The sequence below is a fragment of the Alloalcanivorax xenomutans genome (assembly GCF_032810065.1).
Lineage (GTDB): Bacteria > Pseudomonadota > Gammaproteobacteria > Pseudomonadales > Alcanivoracaceae > Alloalcanivorax > Alloalcanivorax xenomutans.
This window is the reverse complement of sequence record NZ_CP136538.1, coordinates 777,965-793,073: the sequence shown is the minus strand read 5'-3', so window position 1 is coordinate 793,073 and position 15,109 is coordinate 777,965. Positions and strand designations below refer to the sequence as shown.

General features: G+C 63.0%; 14 protein-coding genes and 1 tRNA gene. 9 read left to right on the top strand and 6 right to left on the bottom strand.

Annotated features, from left to right (window positions below; genetic code table 11):
- Window positions 1–4: 4 nt before the first annotated feature.
- The 3 genes from RYH70_RS03765 to RYH70_RS03755 are packed head-to-tail and all read right to left on the bottom strand — an operon-like array spanning window position 5 to window position 3,276.
- Complete coding sequence (locus tag RYH70_RS03765) at window positions 5–1,324, bottom strand: N-acetylmuramoyl-L-alanine amidase (RefSeq protein WP_309599191.1); 1,320 nt, start codon at window positions 1,322–1,324, stop codon at window positions 5–7.
- 40 nt (window positions 1,325–1,364) lie between these two features.
- Complete coding sequence (tsaE, locus tag RYH70_RS03760) at window positions 1,365–1,796, bottom strand: tRNA (adenosine(37)-N6)-threonylcarbamoyltransferase complex ATPase subunit type 1 TsaE (RefSeq protein ID WP_022993860.1); 432 nt, start codon at window positions 1,794–1,796, stop codon at window positions 1,365–1,367.
- Window positions 1,786–3,276 (bottom strand): NAD(P)H-hydrate dehydratase, encoded by a 1,491-nt coding sequence (locus RYH70_RS03755; protein WP_317009793.1) that lies wholly within the window; start codon window positions 3,274–3,276, stop codon window positions 1,786–1,788. Before RYH70_RS03755 ends, tsaE begins: the two co-directional genes overlap by 11 nt.
- Before the next feature lie 64 nt (window positions 3,277–3,340).
- On the opposite strand from RYH70_RS03755, the gene queG reads away from it, so the two are divergent.
- Together queG and RYH70_RS03745 are read left to right on the top strand one after the other, a co-directional pair.
- A complete protein-coding gene (queG, locus tag RYH70_RS03750) occupies window positions 3,341–4,387 on the top strand; it encodes a tRNA epoxyqueuosine(34) reductase QueG (RefSeq protein WP_317009792.1) in 1,047 nt (348 codons plus the stop codon).
- A gap of 88 nt (window positions 4,388–4,475) precedes the next feature.
- The gene (locus RYH70_RS03745) at window positions 4,476–4,916 is read left to right on the top strand and encodes a c-type cytochrome (protein WP_022993863.1); all 441 of its coding nucleotides are present in this window, start codon (window positions 4,476–4,478) and stop codon (window positions 4,914–4,916) included.
- Window positions 4,917–4,952: 36 nt separating this feature from the next.
- Here the strand turns inward: RYH70_RS03745 and RYH70_RS03740 are convergent, their stop codons facing one another.
- A complete protein-coding gene (locus RYH70_RS03740; RefSeq protein ID WP_022993864.1) occupies window positions 4,953–5,603 on the bottom strand; it encodes a cytochrome b/b6 domain-containing protein in 651 nt (216 codons plus the stop codon).
- 65 nt (window positions 5,604–5,668) lie between these two features.
- Window positions 5,669–6,211, bottom strand: a complete 543-nt coding sequence (orn, locus tag RYH70_RS03735; RefSeq protein WP_022993865.1) for an oligoribonuclease — start codon at window positions 6,209–6,211, stop codon at window positions 5,669–5,671.
- A 102-nt stretch (window positions 6,212–6,313) separates the two neighbouring features.
- Between orn and rsgA the strand changes: the two genes are divergently transcribed.
- The 3 genes from rsgA (at window position 6,314) to asd (ending at window position 9,184) form a co-directional block, all read left to right on the top strand.
- Window positions 6,314–7,342, top strand: coding sequence for a small ribosomal subunit biogenesis GTPase RsgA (rsgA, locus tag RYH70_RS03730; protein ID WP_316309541.1), 1,029 nt, complete (start codon window positions 6,314–6,316; stop codon window positions 7,340–7,342).
- Between the two features lie 137 nt (window positions 7,343–7,479).
- The gene (locus tag RYH70_RS03725) at window positions 7,480–8,298 is read left to right on the top strand and encodes a sulfurtransferase (RefSeq protein WP_022993867.1); all 819 of its coding nucleotides are present in this window, start codon (window positions 7,480–7,482) and stop codon (window positions 8,296–8,298) included.
- A 25-nt stretch (window positions 8,299–8,323) separates the two neighbouring features.
- A complete protein-coding gene (gene asd, locus RYH70_RS03720) occupies window positions 8,324–9,184 on the top strand; it encodes an archaetidylserine decarboxylase (protein ID WP_063142274.1) in 861 nt (286 codons plus the stop codon).
- Between the two features lie 12 nt (window positions 9,185–9,196).
- Here asd and RYH70_RS03715 read toward each other — a convergent pair whose 3' ends face one another.
- Window positions 9,197–11,107, bottom strand: a complete 1,911-nt coding sequence (locus RYH70_RS03715; protein WP_022993869.1) for a sensor histidine kinase — start codon at window positions 11,105–11,107, stop codon at window positions 9,197–9,199.
- Between the two features lie 187 nt (window positions 11,108–11,294).
- On the opposite strand from RYH70_RS03715, the gene RYH70_RS03710 reads away from it, so the two are divergent.
- The 4 genes from RYH70_RS03710 (at window position 11,295) to RYH70_RS03695 (ending at window position 15,051) form a co-directional block, all read left to right on the top strand.
- Entirely contained in the window at window positions 11,295–13,541 is a 2,247-nt protein-coding gene (locus RYH70_RS03710; protein WP_317009791.1) for an AsmA family protein, read from the top strand.
- A gap of 29 nt (window positions 13,542–13,570) precedes the next feature.
- A complete protein-coding gene (gene mutY / locus RYH70_RS03705; protein WP_022993871.1) occupies window positions 13,571–14,608 on the top strand; it encodes an A/G-specific adenine glycosylase in 1,038 nt (345 codons plus the stop codon).
- Between the two features lie 31 nt (window positions 14,609–14,639).
- Window positions 14,640–14,924, top strand: coding sequence for an oxidative damage protection protein (locus RYH70_RS03700; RefSeq protein ID WP_284455977.1), 285 nt, complete (start codon window positions 14,640–14,642; stop codon window positions 14,922–14,924).
- A gap of 51 nt (window positions 14,925–14,975) precedes the next feature.
- Window positions 14,976–15,051: transfer RNA gene (locus tag RYH70_RS03695), tRNA-Phe, on the top strand.
- The last annotated feature ends 58 nt before the right edge of the window (window positions 15,052–15,109 follow it).

The following is a 15,109-nucleotide window of genomic DNA, read 5'->3' as shown; positions in this document are numbered from 1 at the left end:
GGGATCAGGAGCCCGGAATGGTCAGCAACTGCCCCACCACGATACGGTCGCCGTTGAGATTGTTGGCGGCGCGCAAGGCGTCCTCGGACACCTGATGGGCACGGGCGATGGCGGACAGGGTATCACCGGGCTGGATACGGTACTGATCCCCCTGCTGCCGGCGCTGGGCGGCGAAGTAGCTGTTCGGAGCCGGGTGGGTCTGGAAATAGCGTTTAACGCCATTGGTCACCGCCCTGGCGATACGAGCCTGGTGGGTACTGGAACGCAGCAGGCCCTCTTCCTCGCGGTTGGAAATAAACCCGGTCTCCACCAGCACCGATACCATTTCCGGCTCCTTCAATACGGCGAAGCCGGCCTGCTCCACCGTGGTCCGGTCTCCATGCAGCTTGGTGACACCGTTGAATTCCTGCAGGATCTGCCGCCCCAGATAGAGACTGTGCGCCATGGAGCCGGACATGCGCATGTCCGCCAGCACGCTGAGCAGGTTGGAGTCGTCCTTCTCTTCCTCGTAGACCCCGGCGACGCGGTCGGATTCGTTGGCGATCTTGGCCAGATAACGGGCCCGGGCACTGGTGGCACCGCTGTTGGACAGCGCGAACACACTGGCGCCCCGGGCGCGGGCATCGGTGAAGGCATCGGCGTGGATCGAGATGAACACGTCGGCGTGATTATCCTCACGGGCGATGCGGCGGCGCTCCGCCAGCGGCACATAGTAGTCGCCATCACGCACCAGTACCGCGCGCATGCCAGGCTCGTTGTTGATCATGTTGTAGATCTTCTTGGCGATCTGCAGCACCACCACTTTTTCCTTGGTGCCCCGGGGTCCTCGGGCGCCGGGATCCTCGCCGCCATGCCCGGCATCCACCGCGACGATCATTTCACGGGGCTTTTCCGCCGAGGCCTTGGGTTTGGGAATGGTCTTCGCCGGCGGCGGATCCTTGTCGAAGAGATCCACCACCAGACGCCAGCCATGCGGCGCTACCGGTTTCAGCAGATTGGTGCGCGGCCGCACCGCCGCCTTGAGGTCGAATACGATGCGGGTTTTGTCCGCATGCTGTCCCACACGGATATCCGCCACCGGCCCGTTACCCGCATCCAGCGTTTTCACGTCAAAGTTGAAATCGGTGTCCATCAGGTCCACCACCACCCGGTCCGGGTTGGCGAGGACGTCCACTTTGTGCTCCACCGGGTCCGGCAGATCAAACACCACCCGGGTATGATCCGGAGCCCGGTGCATGCGCACGGAATCCACTTTCACCGCCGCCTGTGCCGCCATCGTCAGAAGGCCGCCCAGCATGCCGAGAAGCAGACGCCATGCCATCATTCCGCGGACGGACTTTCGCTGATTTACACCCATAGTTCGGCTATGCCCACTCCAAATTCGCATTACGCCCCGGCGGCTGCACGGTCAGTGTCACGGTGAGATCCGGCGCCGGAATCACCCCCGCGCCTTTTTGCGGCCATTCCAACACACACAGCCCGTGGCCGTCGAAATAATCCCGGATGCCGATCAACTCCAGCTCCTCGGGATCCGCCAGCCGGTACAAGTCAAAATGATAGATATGGACGCCATCGAGGTCATAGGGTTCCACCAGCGTATAAGTCGGGCTCTTCACCGCCCCCTGGTGTCCCAGCCCCCGCAGCAGCCCGCGCATCAGGGTGGTCTTGCCCGCCCCCAGGTCCCCCAACAGGTAAACGCATTGGCCGGATTCGAGCACGGCGGCCAATTCCGCGCCCAAGGCCAGAGTGGCCGTCTCGTCCGCCAGATAGCGGGACCCGGTTGGTTTATTTTCCATTCAATTCCCATCGTAACGGCGGTAAAAGATCCGTGGCCAGCAACCCGCGCTCGCCATGCTCGGCGGCGGCCCGGTCGGCGGCCCGGGCGTGCGCCATGGCGCCCAGAGCGGCGGCCTGATACGGCGGAACCCCCTGGGCCAGCAACGCGGCGATGACGCCGGTGAGCACATCGCCCATGCCACCGCTGCCCATGCCGGGGTTGCCATCGCTGATCAGAGCGCAACCGCCTTGGCCACGCACCAGCGTACCCAGCCCCTTGAGCAGGGCGGTACCGCCGTAGCGGCTGGCCAGGGCTTCCACGGCGGCAAAGCGGTCCCGTTGCACAGTGGCGCTGTCGCTGCCCAGCAACCGTCCGGCCTCACCAGGGTGGGGCGTCAATATCCAGTGATCGTTGGCGTCCACGCCCCAGTCGGCCAGCAAGTTCAGGGCATCGGCGTCCAGCACCAGCGGCAGGTCCGTCATCAGCACCCGTTTCAGCAACGTTTGCCCCCATTCGCCGGTGCCCAGCCCCGGCCCCACCGCCACTACCGTGGCACGTTCCAGCAACGGCTCCAGCCCGGCGACGTCATCCACCGCCCGCGCCATGATTTCCGGCTGCCGGGCCAGTACCGCGGTCAGATTCTCGGCGCGGGTGGCAAGACTGACCAAACCGGCGCCGCAGCGGGCGGCGGCCTGGGCACTCATGGACGGCGCGCCGGCGAAACCGTGATCGCCACCGATCACCAGAACGTGACCGTAATGCCCCTTGTGGCCATCCCGGCGCCGACGCGGCAGCCAGCGGCGCAGGTCCAAGGGGGTCGGTCGCCAAACCGGGTCGGGTACGGCCTGGTACACGGCCTCGTCCACGTTGAGGCCGGAGAACACCAGTTGGCCGCAGTGGCATGGCCCCACCCCGGTGAGCAGGCCGCGGTTCACGCCGATGAAGGTAATGGTGCAATCCGCGTTCAACACGGCACCGGCGCTGGCCCCGGAGTCCGCCGACAAGCCGGAGGGAATATCCAAAGCCAGCACCGGCTTGTCCAAGGCATCCAGCGCCTGCAGCAAAGCCCGCATGTCGTCGCGCAACGCCCCGCTGATGCCGGTTCCCAGCAGGCCGTCCACCAAGAGCGGCGCGGCCTGCGGCAGGTTATCCAGATTCAATGGCTGCATCGGCACCCCGGCATCACGGGCCGCCTCCGCCATGGCCAGGGCATCACCGCCAAGGCGATCCAGCGGACGCCACTGATACACCACGGGCCGCAGCCCGGCTTCCTGGGCCAGGCGCGCCACCACATAGCCGTCACCACCGTTGTTACCCGCACCGCACAGGATCGCCGGCTCACGCACCTCCGGCCAACGCTGCAGCATCAGGTCAAAGGCGACCTGTCCCGCCCGGGCCATCAGCGTGGCGCCGCTGACGCCCCCGGCAATGGCGAGCCGGTCCAGCTCCCGGGTCTGGGCGGCGCTGTAAAGTCGATTGGGTAACGGTGCCATGGCCATCGCTGCTATCCTGTCGCGAACATCGCCCATTATACGTTGACCACGTACAGTTCTCGATCACTCCATGGATTTCACTCATTTCAAAACACAACTGGCCGAACAGGCCAGGCTGCTGGGTTTCCAGCAACTTGGGGTGGCCGATATCGACCTCGGAGAGGCCGAGACGAGGCTGCGACGCTGGCTGGACGCCGGATACCACGGCGAAATGAAGTGGATGGAAGCCCATGGACACAAGCGTTCAAGACCACGAGAGCTGGAACCCGGCACTCTGCGGGTGATTTCCCTGCGCATGAATTATCTGCCGCCGGACACCCAGCCGGTGAAGCTGCTCAAGCAGGGCGAGAAGGCCTATGTGTCGCGCTACGCTCTGGGACGCGACTATCACAAGCTGGTCCGCAAGCGGCTGGCGACCCTGGCGCGCTGGATCCGCGAACAAGTCAGTGACAGCGAACTGGCCCGGGCGTTTGTCGACAGCGCGCCGGTGATGGAAAAGCCGCTGGCCGCCAAAGCCGGACTGGGCTGGCAGGGCAAGCATACGCTACTGATCAATCGCGAAGCCGGCAGTTGGTTTTTTCTCGGCGAGATATACACCGATCTGCCATTGCCAGTGGATCAGCCGGTGGAAGACCGCTGCGGCAAATGTTCCGCCTGCATGACGGTCTGTCCCACCGACGCCATCGTCGCCCCCTACCAGCTGGATGCCCGGCGTTGTATTTCCTACCTGACCATCGAGCATCCGGGCTCCATCCCGGAGTCCCTGCGCGCCGGCATCGGCAACCGCATCTTCGGCTGTGACGACTGCCAGCTCATGTGCCCCTGGAACCGGTTCGCGCAGTTCACCAGCGAGGGCGATTTTCACCCCCGGCATCAGTTGGAAAACAGCGATCTGGTTACTCTTTTTTTGTGGGACGAAGCCACTTTTCTGCGTTGCACCGAAGGCTCGCCAATCCGCCGCGCCGGCTATCAGCGCTGGCTGCGCAATCTGGCGGTGGCGCTGGGTAATGGCCCGGCCAGCGCGGAGGCCATCGGCGCGTTGCGCTCACGGCGGGACGATTCCAGCGAGCTGGTGCGTGAGCATGTGAACTGGGCCCTGCATCGCCTGTTGACCTGAAAGGCCGCCTGGCCGGGGAACCTTTTCCCAGTGCAAAGACCCTACGTTTTATCCGACAATCAAGTCACGTTCTGTCAGGGAGAGTCCAATGAAGAAAGTCAGCCTGTTGATTCCGGTGCTTGCCGCCGGCCTGCTCAGTGCCTGCGGCAAAGGCCCAAACGAGGCGGCGGAATATCGCGAATCCGTGTTCAAGGCCACCGCCTGGCATTTCGGCACTCTGGGTGCCATGGCCAAGGGCGAGCAGCCGTTCGATCAGGCGGTATTCGAGGAAAAAGCCGGCATCGTGGCGGACCTGTCCCGCTTGCCCTGGGAAGGTTTCACGGACGCCGGCTCCGCCGATGGCAGCCACGCCAAACCGGCGATCTGGGAAAACCGTGCCGACTTTGAAGGCAAAGCCCAGGACTTCCAGGACGCCGCCGCTGAGTTGGCCGAAATGGCTGGCGGCGCCGATCAGCAGGCATTGTTCGCGCAAGTAGGCAAAGTCGGCGAAACCTGCCGTGCCTGCCACACCGAATATCGCGAACGCTAAACCGCCCACGCCCCGGGGCCGCCACTGGCGGCCCCGTCAGCTCACCAGCCAGTAAATCGCCCCGGCCACCGGCAACGCCACCAGCAGCGCCCGCCACCAGGGGACGAAGGCCAGGTCCGGGCCGGCTTCATCAGGCACCCGCTTGCGCCCGGTCAGCATGGCCGCCAGCAATGGCTCCCCCAACAGCCGGTGCAACAAGACCGCCGCCACATGCGCCGCGATCAGAATCAATAGCAGGTCAAAGTTCCAAAAGTGTACGTCGGTAAGCGCGCGGGCCGTGGCGCCACCGACCTGACCGCTCAACGGCCCTTCCAGTGAGATATCGTCGGTGGCGAACAACCCGGTAGCGGTCTGCACCAGCAGTGACAGCAACATCAACATCACCATCCAGCCACCCAATGGATTGTGGCCGGCGAACACCGGCGCCCGTCCGCGGGCAAAGGCCTTGCCGTAGTCCAGTGTCCGTCGCGGCCCGGCCAGAAACGCCGCGAAACGGCTGTGGCGGGAGCCCCACAACCCCCAGATGATGCGGAAAATCACCAGCCCCAGCACCAGATAGCCGGCGCGCATATGCCAGACCATCAGCGCCTCACCCTCGCCGCCGGAATACCAAAGGAAGCCGATAGCGGCCACCAACAACCAATGAAACAGACGGGTGGGCAGGTCCCAGACACGAATGGTGTCCATGTTCTCTCCTTTCGATCAGCGCGCTCCATGGCCGGCCAATGCCCGGCTTAACAGATAAAGTGACGCTACTCGCGGATGAAATGTTCCCGGTAGTAGGCCAGTTCGGCGATCGATTCGCGGATGTCGTCCAGCGCCAGATGCTTGTTCTCTTTTTTGAAGCCGGACAGGATTTGCGGTTTCCAGCGCGCGGCCAGTTCCTTCAAAGTGGAGACATCCAGATTGCGATAGTGGAAGAACGCTTCCAGGGCCGGCATGTAGCGCGCCAGGAATCGGCGGTCCTGGCAGATGCTGTTGCCACACATCGGTGACATTTTCTCGTCCACGTATTGCTCCAGGAACAGCAGGGTCTGCCGCTCCGCCTCCGCTTCGTCCACACGGCTGGCGCGTACCCGGTCGGTCAATCCGGAGTTGCCATGGTGGCGGGTATTCCATTCGTCCATGGCCGCCAAACGTTCATCGCTCTGATGCACCGCCAGCACCGGACCTTCCGCCAGCACATTCAGATTGGCGTCGGTGACGATGGTGGCGATCTCAATGATGCGATCCTGCTCGGGGCTCAAACCGGTCATTTCCAGGTCGATCCAGATCAGGTTGTCTTTCGATGGCATCTCAGGGGCCCCGTGCGGTAATGAATTTGACGTCATGGTAGCAGAGCCGGAGCCCCAACCGTGCCATAATGGCGCCACCTCAACCGACCTCCTCGCGAACGCATGGCGAAACGCAATCTCAACCGGCGACAGCGCTGGCGCATTGAAAAGATCCAGGCCGAGCGCCGCGATCGCATGCAGCGCAAAGCGGAAAAGGAGCAGCCCGTGGCCACCACCCTCGGCGAGGAGCAGTGGGGCACGGTGATCGCCCATTTCGGCGGCCAGGTACTGGTGGAGGCCCGGGACGGCAGCCGGACCCGCTGTCACTTCCGCGCCAATCTGGAACAACTGGTGGTCGGCGACCGGGTGCTCTGGCATCCGCCGCACAGCGAGGGCACCGGCGTGGTCACGGCCGTGGAGCCACGCCATTCGGTGCTGAAGCGCCCGGACAATTACGGCAATTTGAAGCCCGTGGCCGCCAATGTGGACCGCCTCCTGGTGGTGTTCGCTCCACGCCCGGCGCCTTCCAGCGCCCTGCTCGACCGCTATCTGGTGGCGGCGGAATTGTCCGGCATCGAGCCGGTGCTGGTGCTGAACAAGACCGATCTTCTGGACGACGGCAATCGCGACCACGCCGAGCATATCTGCGCGCTTTATCGCCACCTGGGCTATCAGGTCATCACTCTGTCCGCCCACGGAGACGGCCACCAATTGGCCTCCTTGCGCGCCGCCCTCGCGGACGCCACCAGCGTCTTCGTCGGTCAATCCGGGGTCGGCAAATCCTCTCTGGTGAACGCCATCCTGCCGGAAGCGGATCTGGCGGTGGGCGAGATCTCGGAGATGTCGGGGCTGGGCCAGCACACCACCACCACCGCGCGCTTGTTCCATTTTCCCGAAGGCGGCCATCTGATCGACTCCCCGGGGATTCGCGAATTCGGTCTCTGGCACATCGATGAGCAGGAGTTGCTGCACGGTTATCGGGAGCTGTCCGAGCGAGCCGGCCACTGCCGCTTCCGTAACTGTACCCATCGGCATGAACCGGGCTGCGCTCTGCGGGAAGCCGCCCAGGAGGATGCCTTCATACACGAACGTCTGAACAACTACTTCCAGATCGCCGGCACCCTGGACGATGAGGCCCGCGCACGATACTGAGCGCTTCGCGCCGCGGCCATCAGAACGGTCCCGCCTGGATAAAGGCCGGCGGATATTGGACAATGATTCCATGCACGAGGCGGTGAAATTTTATTCACACCCTCCAAATTCCCGACCCACGACCGTTTGATTGACTTATGTCCCTGCCCCTGTTGCTGGAACCCGCCGAGCTGGCCAATCATCTTGATGACGCCAACCTGCTGATCGTTGATCTGAGCAAGGAACAGGTTTACGCCCAGGCCCATGTGCCCGGCGCCGTTCACCTGGATTTCAAACGCCTGCAGAAAGGCACTCAGCCGGCCCCCGGCCTGCTGCCCGATGACGATACCCTTTCCGACCTGTTCTCCGAGCTGGGACTGACCCCGGACACCCAGGTGGTCGCCTATGACGATGAAGGCGGCGGCTGGGCCGGGCGGCTGCTGTGGACCCTGGATTACATCGGCCATGCCCACTACACCTACCTCAATGGCGGCATCCATGCCTGGCTGGCGGCGGACCTGCCCACCAGCAGCGAACCACATACCCCCACGCCCAGCGATTATGAGGTTGGCCTGCACAAGGCCGGCGTCAATGTGGACCTGGAGACGGTGCTGGCCGAATACCAGAACCCGGACGTGGTGATCTGGGATGCGCGCTCCGAGGAGGAGTACGCCGGCATCCGCGCCTTCGCCCAGAAAGGTGGCCACATTCCTGGCGCGGTGCACTATGAATGGACCGATGCCATGGACAAGAACGACCACCTGCGGGTGCGTGATCTGGATACCCTGCGCCAGGAACTGGCCGCGCTGGGCATCACCGCCGACCGCAAAGTGATCACCCACTGCCAAACCCACCATCGCTCCAGCTTTACCTGGCTGGTGGGTAAACTGCTGGGTTTCCCTCATATCGCCGGTTATGCCGGTTCCTGGGCGGAATGGGGCAATCACCCCGACACCCCGTTCGAAAAATCCGAATAACAACCGGCCGCATTTCGAGGTGCTCTTGAAGGACTTATGGCAACGCCTGTTCGTCGCTCTGCAATATCTGCTGCCCCACCATGCCTTGTCGCGGCTGGTGGGCATTCTGGCCCGTAGCGAAACCCCCTGGGTGAAGGACACCTTCATCCGGCTGTTCATCCGCCGCTTTCAGGTCGATCTGTCCGAAGCGGAGATCACCGAAGCCGAGCGCTATCCCCATTTCAATGCGTTCTTCACCCGTGCCCTGCGTGAAGGCGCCCGGCCACTGCCGGAACAGGCCGATGCCATCGCCTGTCCGGCCGATGGCACCGTCAGTCAGCTCGGCGCCATTGAAGGCGACCGGATTTTTCAGGCCAAGGGACATAACTACAGCCTGTTCGAGCTGCTCGGCGGCGACCATGATCTGGCCACGGAATTCCTTGGCGGCCAGTTCGCCACCGTCTATCTGTCACCAAAGGATTATCACCGGGTGCACATGCCCGCCGCCGGTACCCTGCGGGAAACGCGCTACGTACCCGGGCGGCTGTTCTCGGTGAACCAGGCCACCACCGAACGGGTACCCGGGCTGTTCGCCCGCAACGAACGGCTGGTGTGCATTTTCGATACCGAGCAGGGGCCGATGGCGGTGATTCTGGTGGGGGCGATGATCGTCGCCGGTATCGAAACCGTGTTCTCCGGCCAGGTCACACCGCTGCCTCGCCACGTGACGCACAGCGACTACCGGAACCGCCAACCGATTACTTTGCAGCGGGGCGAAGAACTGGGCCGCTTCCTGCTCGGCTCCACCGCCATCGTGCTGTTCGCCCGTGGCCACGCGGAATTCGATGCCGCCCTGGCCGCCGAAAGCCCGGTGCGCATGGGGCAGGCGATGGGGACACTACGCTAGGGCCTGTTCACCCTATTCCGCCAGCGGCAAGCGGATCACCAGAGTGAAGCCCTGCCCTTCGCCGGTGCTTTCCGCCCAGATCCGCCCGCCGCTCTGCTCGATCATCACCCGCGCCATCGCCAGAGACAGGCCGAACCCGTCCTCGTGGTGGCGAGACCCCATGATGAAGAAGGGCTCGAACAGACTCTCCAACTGATCCGCGCCGACGCCGCGGCCATTATCACGCATACGGATTTCGCCGACGCCATCCAGACGCTGACTGCTGATATCGATGACTTCTCCAGCGGGGCTGAAACGGATGGCGTTATCCAATGCCATCGCCAGCACCTCCTGCAGCTCACTCTCGTTGGCACGCACCCGCAGCCGTTCCGAAACCCGGTTCTGCACCTTCAGACCACTCTGTTCCAGGCACTCCCACCGGCTGGTGGTGAGCGCCTCCACCAACCAGTAGGGGTCGCACACGGTAATCAGCGTGGGGCTCTCCCGATCCGACAGGTCGAAATAACGTAGCGACGTGCTCACCAGCCCCATCAGACGTTGCTGCCCTTTGCGCACCAGATTCCAGGTATCCCGGCGATCATCATCGTCGCTCAGGGTATCCGCCGCGCCGAGCCAGTTGATGGGGGTGTTCAATTCGTGGCTGACATATTGCAGGAAGGTGGACTTGTCCCGGTTCACGCGCTCCATTTCCGCCACATGCCGTTCCAGGTTGCGGCGGGATTCCTCGAACAAACTGTTGCGCTCCCGTTCCAGGAAACGAATGCGGTCCCCCAGGGCCAGCGACAGCATCACCACCACCCACAACGTGGCCAGATGCGGCAGGATGGTGATGAACGAGGTGTAGGGAAGCCAGCCGACGATACCGAGAATGAAGATGAACACCAGCAGCATGAAGACCCACCAGGCCAGCACGTACAACCGTGCCGCCCGATATCCCTGGGACAGAACCATCCAGCCAAGCCAACTGAACAGCACGACCGTGACCCCCACCAGGGCGGTGGACAGATAGTAGGACCAGGGTGGCGCGATCATCAGCTGCACCGCCAGCAACACAAGCGCGCCGATCAGGTAGTGCCGCAACACCCGGTCATAGCGTGGAAAGCGCACGCGTAACTCCAGAAAGGCCCGGGAGTACATGGCCAGCGCCGGACAGCTGATGTAAATGCCAAGCCAGTAATATTCATTGAGCTTGGGCCACAACGGCCAGACAAACTGCAAACCGAAGCCATTGATGTTGAGGATGAAGATCACCATCCCCACCAGGAAAGCGACGAAATACAGATACACCGGCTCCCGCAGCGACAATGCCAGCAGGGCGTTATAGATGACCATGATCAGCAGACATCCGTAGAACACCCCGTACAGCAGAGTATCCCGGTAGGTGTATTCCACCAGCCCGGTGCTGTTGTAGAGCACCGGCGACAGGTTGATCGCCCCTTTACCGCTGACTTTCACATAATAGGTGCGCGGGCCGGGTCTGTCGGTGTTCAGAGGGAAAATAAAGGCCCGATGATTCATCATCCGCATGTGGAACGGCAGTGTGTCCCCCATGGCCACTTCATCGTAACCGCCGTCCGGGCGCGGCGCATACAGCGTGATGTGGTCGAGAATCGGATAGCGCTCCACCAGATACCAGCTCTGGTTCATCACTTTGCGGGTGTCGAGCGTGAACCGCAGCCAGATCACGCTGCTGGTAAAGCCGAAATTGGGCTCCTCCGCCGTGTTGACGGTAAAGCGGCTGGAAAAATCCTCGCGCACCTGTCGCAAGTCCCACTGCCCCTCGGGATCCACCAGCACGTCCATGGATTTCGCCACCGCCACCTGATTCTGGTGGCCGTCCGGCACCACCACTGGCGCCGCCCAAAGCCGCGCGGCACACAGGACCAGCCCCAGCAACAGCAGGAAGTTACGGAACTTTACCAATCGTCGTTCCCCAAATGGTCATAAGAGCCTGTTCATGATCTTTACGCCGTGGCGACACAAGCACCACGGCCCGGGCTCAAAAGGTTATCATCGTTATCATGGTGTCGAACGGGCCTGAGCTTCGTTACGATTACACCAACTCGTTATCATCGGGGCCCGAGGGCCCGGGCGCAAGGAGAGCACCGTCATGGGACGTGCAATCAAGATCATTGTCATCGTAATCCTGGCCATCGTGGTCTTGCTGGCCGCGGCGATCTTCGTCGTCACCCAGGTGATCGACCCCAACAACTTCAAGCCGCAGATCGAGGAGCAGGCACGCCAGAACGCCAATCTGGACCTCTCCATTCCCGGCGACCTCTCCTGGCAGTTCTGGCCCTCCCTGGGCGTCAGCCTGGGCCGCACCGAAGCCCGCATCGCCGATGAGGAAGAGCTGTTCGCCGCCCTCGACAACGCCAGCGTCAGCGTCGCCGTGTGGCCCTTGCTGCTCGGCAAGGTGGAAATGGACGGCGTGCTGGTCGACGGCCTGGAAGTGAATCTGCGCGAGGATCAGCAAGGTGGCAACTGGGAAAGGATCGGCCCCCAGAACGACGCCAGCCCGGATCAGACCGAAGGGGACGAGCAAACCGCCGAGGGCGGCGAGGAAGGCAGCACCCTCGATATTCCCCTGACCATTCCCTCGGTGGACATCACCAACGGCCGCATCAGCTATCGCAACGCCACCGACGGCACCGATATCCGCGTCGAGCATTTCAACTTCAATGCCCGCGATGTCAGCCTGGACCAGCCGTTCCCACTGGAGATGTCGCTGCGCTATCAGGACCAGAGCGACATGCGCGTGGACCTGAACCTGAAAACCACCCTGGCCGCCAACCTGGATGCCAACCACTTCGTGTTGAATCCGATGGCGCTGGACGCCAATATCGCCGGCGCCACCACCCAACCCGTGGACGTGCACCTGGAACAGGCACTTGAGGTGAATCTGGAGGAGGATAGCGCCAACCTCACCGGCCTGGTGCTACAGGCCGCCGGCACGCGCACCACCGGCGAAGCGCGCATCACCGGGCTCACCGGCGACCTGGTCGTGGCTGGCAAACTCGATACCGAACCGTTCAACCTCAACACGGTACTGAAGACACTGGGCGAGCCGGCCATCGAGACCCGCGGTGACAGCGCCCTGAACAAAGTGGCGATGAGTGCTACTTTGTCCGGTCCGGCCAACAGTGTCATCGCCAAGCCCCTCACTATTACCCTTGATGACAGCACCATTAATGGCAGCGCCGGGCTGCAGAACCTGGAAACCGGCAAGATCGTCTTCGATCTGGCCATGGACAAGATCCTGCTGGACCAATATCTGCCGCCGGAAAGCCCTTCCTCCGAGGACAAACCGGCCACTACCGGCGGCGACGCCGGCAAGAGCGGCGGTACCGCCAACCTCACCGAGGCCGAGCTGATTCCGGTGGAGACCCTGCGTCCGTTGCTGCTGGACGGCAAGCTCCGCATCGGCCACCTGACCTTCGAACAGATCGAAGCCAGTGATCTGAGCTTTGCCGTGTCCGCGGCCAATGGAGTGTTGAAGCTGACTCAGGCCAGCGGCAAGACCCTGAACGGGGATTTCAGCGCCAGCGGTACCCTCGACGTGGCCGGCAAGACCCCGCGGATCAGCGCGCGCACCAAGGTGAATCGCATGCAGATCCAGCCCATCGCCAAGATGGCCATGAAGGATGATCTGGCCACCGGCCTGTTCAGCATGGACGGCAGCTTCAACGCCAGCGGCAACAGTCAGAAAGCGCTGGTGGAATCGGCCAAGGGCAATCTGAACCTGGGACTGGCCGACGGCACCGTGCGCGGCCTGAATCTGTACAACACCCTGGTGGGCGGCATCAACGATACCCTTGGCGGGCTCAAGGGGCTGACCGCGCTGATTCCCGACCAGCAATCCGGCAAACTGCCCTCGGTACTCTCCGAGGACACCAAGATCATCGACCTGACCAGCAAAACCCGCCTGGACAAGCAGGTCGCCTACCTCGAAAGCCTGGACGCCACACTGGAAAAAGGCAGCCTCTCCGGTAACGGCTGGTTCAACGTGCTGACCCAGCAATTCGACATGCACATCGGCATGAAATCGCCGGAGCTGGATGGCGGCAAATACCTGGGCGACGCCACCTGGCCGCTGCGCTGTCAGGGCAGCCTGGAGAGCAGCCCGGCCAAATGGTGCGGCCCGGACCGGGACGGTTTCCGCAAGATCGCCCAGCAGGCGGCCACCAATGCCGCCAAGGGTAAACTGAAAGACAAACTCGGCATCGACGCCGAAGGCGACACCACCGAGGAAGTGCTGAAAAACGCCGCCGGGCAGAAAGCCCGGGAGGAAATCGAGAAGCAGCGCGACAAACTCAACGAAAAACTGGGTGACAAGCTCAAGGGGCTGTTCAACTGAGTACCACGACCACCGCTTTCAGTGACGCCGTGCTGGCCTGGTACGACCAGCACGGGCGCAAGGACCTGCCCTGGCAGCATCCACGCACGCCCTACCGGGTGTGGGTGTCGGAAATAATGCTGCAGCAGACCCAGGTGATCACCGTCATCGATTACTTCCAGCGTTTCATGGAGGTTTTCCCGGATGTGCATCGCCTGGCCGCCGCCGAGGTGGATCAGGTGCTGCACCTGTGGACCGGGTTGGGCTACTACGCCCGCGCCCGCAATCTGCACAAAGCGGCCCGGCAACTGGTCCGCGACCATGATGGCGAATTCCCGCAAACCGTGGAGGAAGTGGCTTCCCTGCCCGGTATCGGCCGCTCCACCGCCGGCGCCATCCTGGCGCAAAGCCGCGGGGTACGCGCGCCTATCCTGGATGGCAACGTGAAACGGGTTCTCACCCGCCTGCACGCCGTGGCCGGCTGGCCCGGCCAGAAAGCGGTGGAGAACCGGCTCTGGGAGCTGGCCGAGCACTACACGCCGCGGCAGCGCCTGGCGGACTATACCCAGGCAATGATGGACCTGGGGGCCACCCTGTGCACCCGGCGCCGCCCGGCTTGCGGTGAGTGTCCGCTGCATCGGCGCTGCCAGGCTCGCGCCGACGGCAATCCGGAGCAGTATCCTGGCCGCAAGCCGGCCAAGGCCAAACCGGTTCGCCAGTCCCGCATGCTGATCCTGCAAAGTGACGATGGCAGCGTCTGGCTGGAGCCGCGCCCGCCCAGTGGCATTTGGGGCGGCCTTTGGTGCTTCCCGCAACAGGACCTGGAAGAATCACCGGAAAACCTGCTGACACAATGGGGCCTGACCGCACGTCACCGGGAAACCCTGACGCCGTTCCGGCACACCTTCAGCCATTTTCACCTGGACGTGGAGCCGGCGCTGATTCAGGTGGACGGCACCGGCACCCGCTTGGGGGAAGACCGTGGACGCTGGGTGGACCCCACCGATCCGGGCGAGCTGGGCCTGGCCGCCCCGGTAAAAAAATTGCTCAGCGGGCTGCGTCAACCGCGCCAACAGAGCATGCTGTAACCTGAAAACCATGAACCATTCCGAGGATGCCATGACCCGCACCGTATTCTGCCGCAAATATCAGGAACGCCTGGAAGGCCTGGACCGCCCTCCCTTTCCTGGCACCAAGGGCCAGGACATCTACGACAACGTGTCACGCAAGGCCTGGCAGGAATGGCTGCAGCATCAAACCTTGCTGATCAACGAGAAACACCTCAACGTGATGGATCCCAGGGCGCGCGCCTTTCTCGACGAGCAACGTGATCGTTTTTTCAACAACGAAAACGTGGAACAGGCCGAGGGCTACACCCCGCCTTCGAAAGAAAATGACCAATAAATAACCGCACTTGACGACGCCCAACGGAGTCGCTTTAATACGCGCCCTGACGCCCGGATAGCTCAGTCGGTAGAGCAGGGGATTGAAAATCCCCGTGTCGGTGGTTCGATTCCGCCTCCGGGCACCATACAAAAAAGCCTCGCTCGCAAGAGCGGGGCTTTTTTATGGGTCATCATCTCCTTCCG

Excerpts from the sequence above, each read along its gene's own strand:
- RYH70_RS03765 (WP_309599191.1), bottom strand. The coding sequence starts at position 1,324 with ATGATGGCATGGCGTCTGCTTCTCGGCATGCTGGGCGGCCTTCTGACG.
- tsaE (WP_022993860.1), bottom strand. The coding sequence starts at position 1,796 with ATGGAAAATAAACCAACCGGGTCCCGCTATCTGGCGGACGAGACGGCC.
- RYH70_RS03755 (WP_317009793.1), bottom strand. The coding sequence starts at position 3,276 with ATGGCCATGGCACCGTTACCCAATCGACTTTACAGCGCCGCCCAGACC.
- queG (WP_317009792.1), top strand. The coding sequence starts at position 3,341 with ATGGATTTCACTCATTTCAAAACACAACTGGCCGAACAGGCCAGGCTG.
- RYH70_RS03745 (WP_022993863.1), top strand. The coding sequence starts at position 4,476 with ATGAAGAAAGTCAGCCTGTTGATTCCGGTGCTTGCCGCCGGCCTGCTC.
- RYH70_RS03740 (WP_022993864.1), bottom strand. The coding sequence starts at position 5,603 with ATGGACACCATTCGTGTCTGGGACCTGCCCACCCGTCTGTTTCATTGG.
- orn (WP_022993865.1), bottom strand. The coding sequence starts at position 6,211 with ATGCCATCGAAAGACAACCTGATCTGGATCGACCTGGAAATGACCGGT.
- rsgA (WP_316309541.1), top strand. The coding sequence starts at position 6,314 with ATGGCGAAACGCAATCTCAACCGGCGACAGCGCTGGCGCATTGAAAAG.
- RYH70_RS03725 (WP_022993867.1), top strand. The coding sequence starts at position 7,480 with ATGTCCCTGCCCCTGTTGCTGGAACCCGCCGAGCTGGCCAATCATCTT.
- RYH70_RS03710 (WP_317009791.1), top strand. The coding sequence starts at position 11,295 with ATGGGACGTGCAATCAAGATCATTGTCATCGTAATCCTGGCCATCGTG.
- RYH70_RS03700 (WP_284455977.1), top strand. The coding sequence starts at position 14,640 with ATGACCCGCACCGTATTCTGCCGCAAATATCAGGAACGCCTGGAAGGC.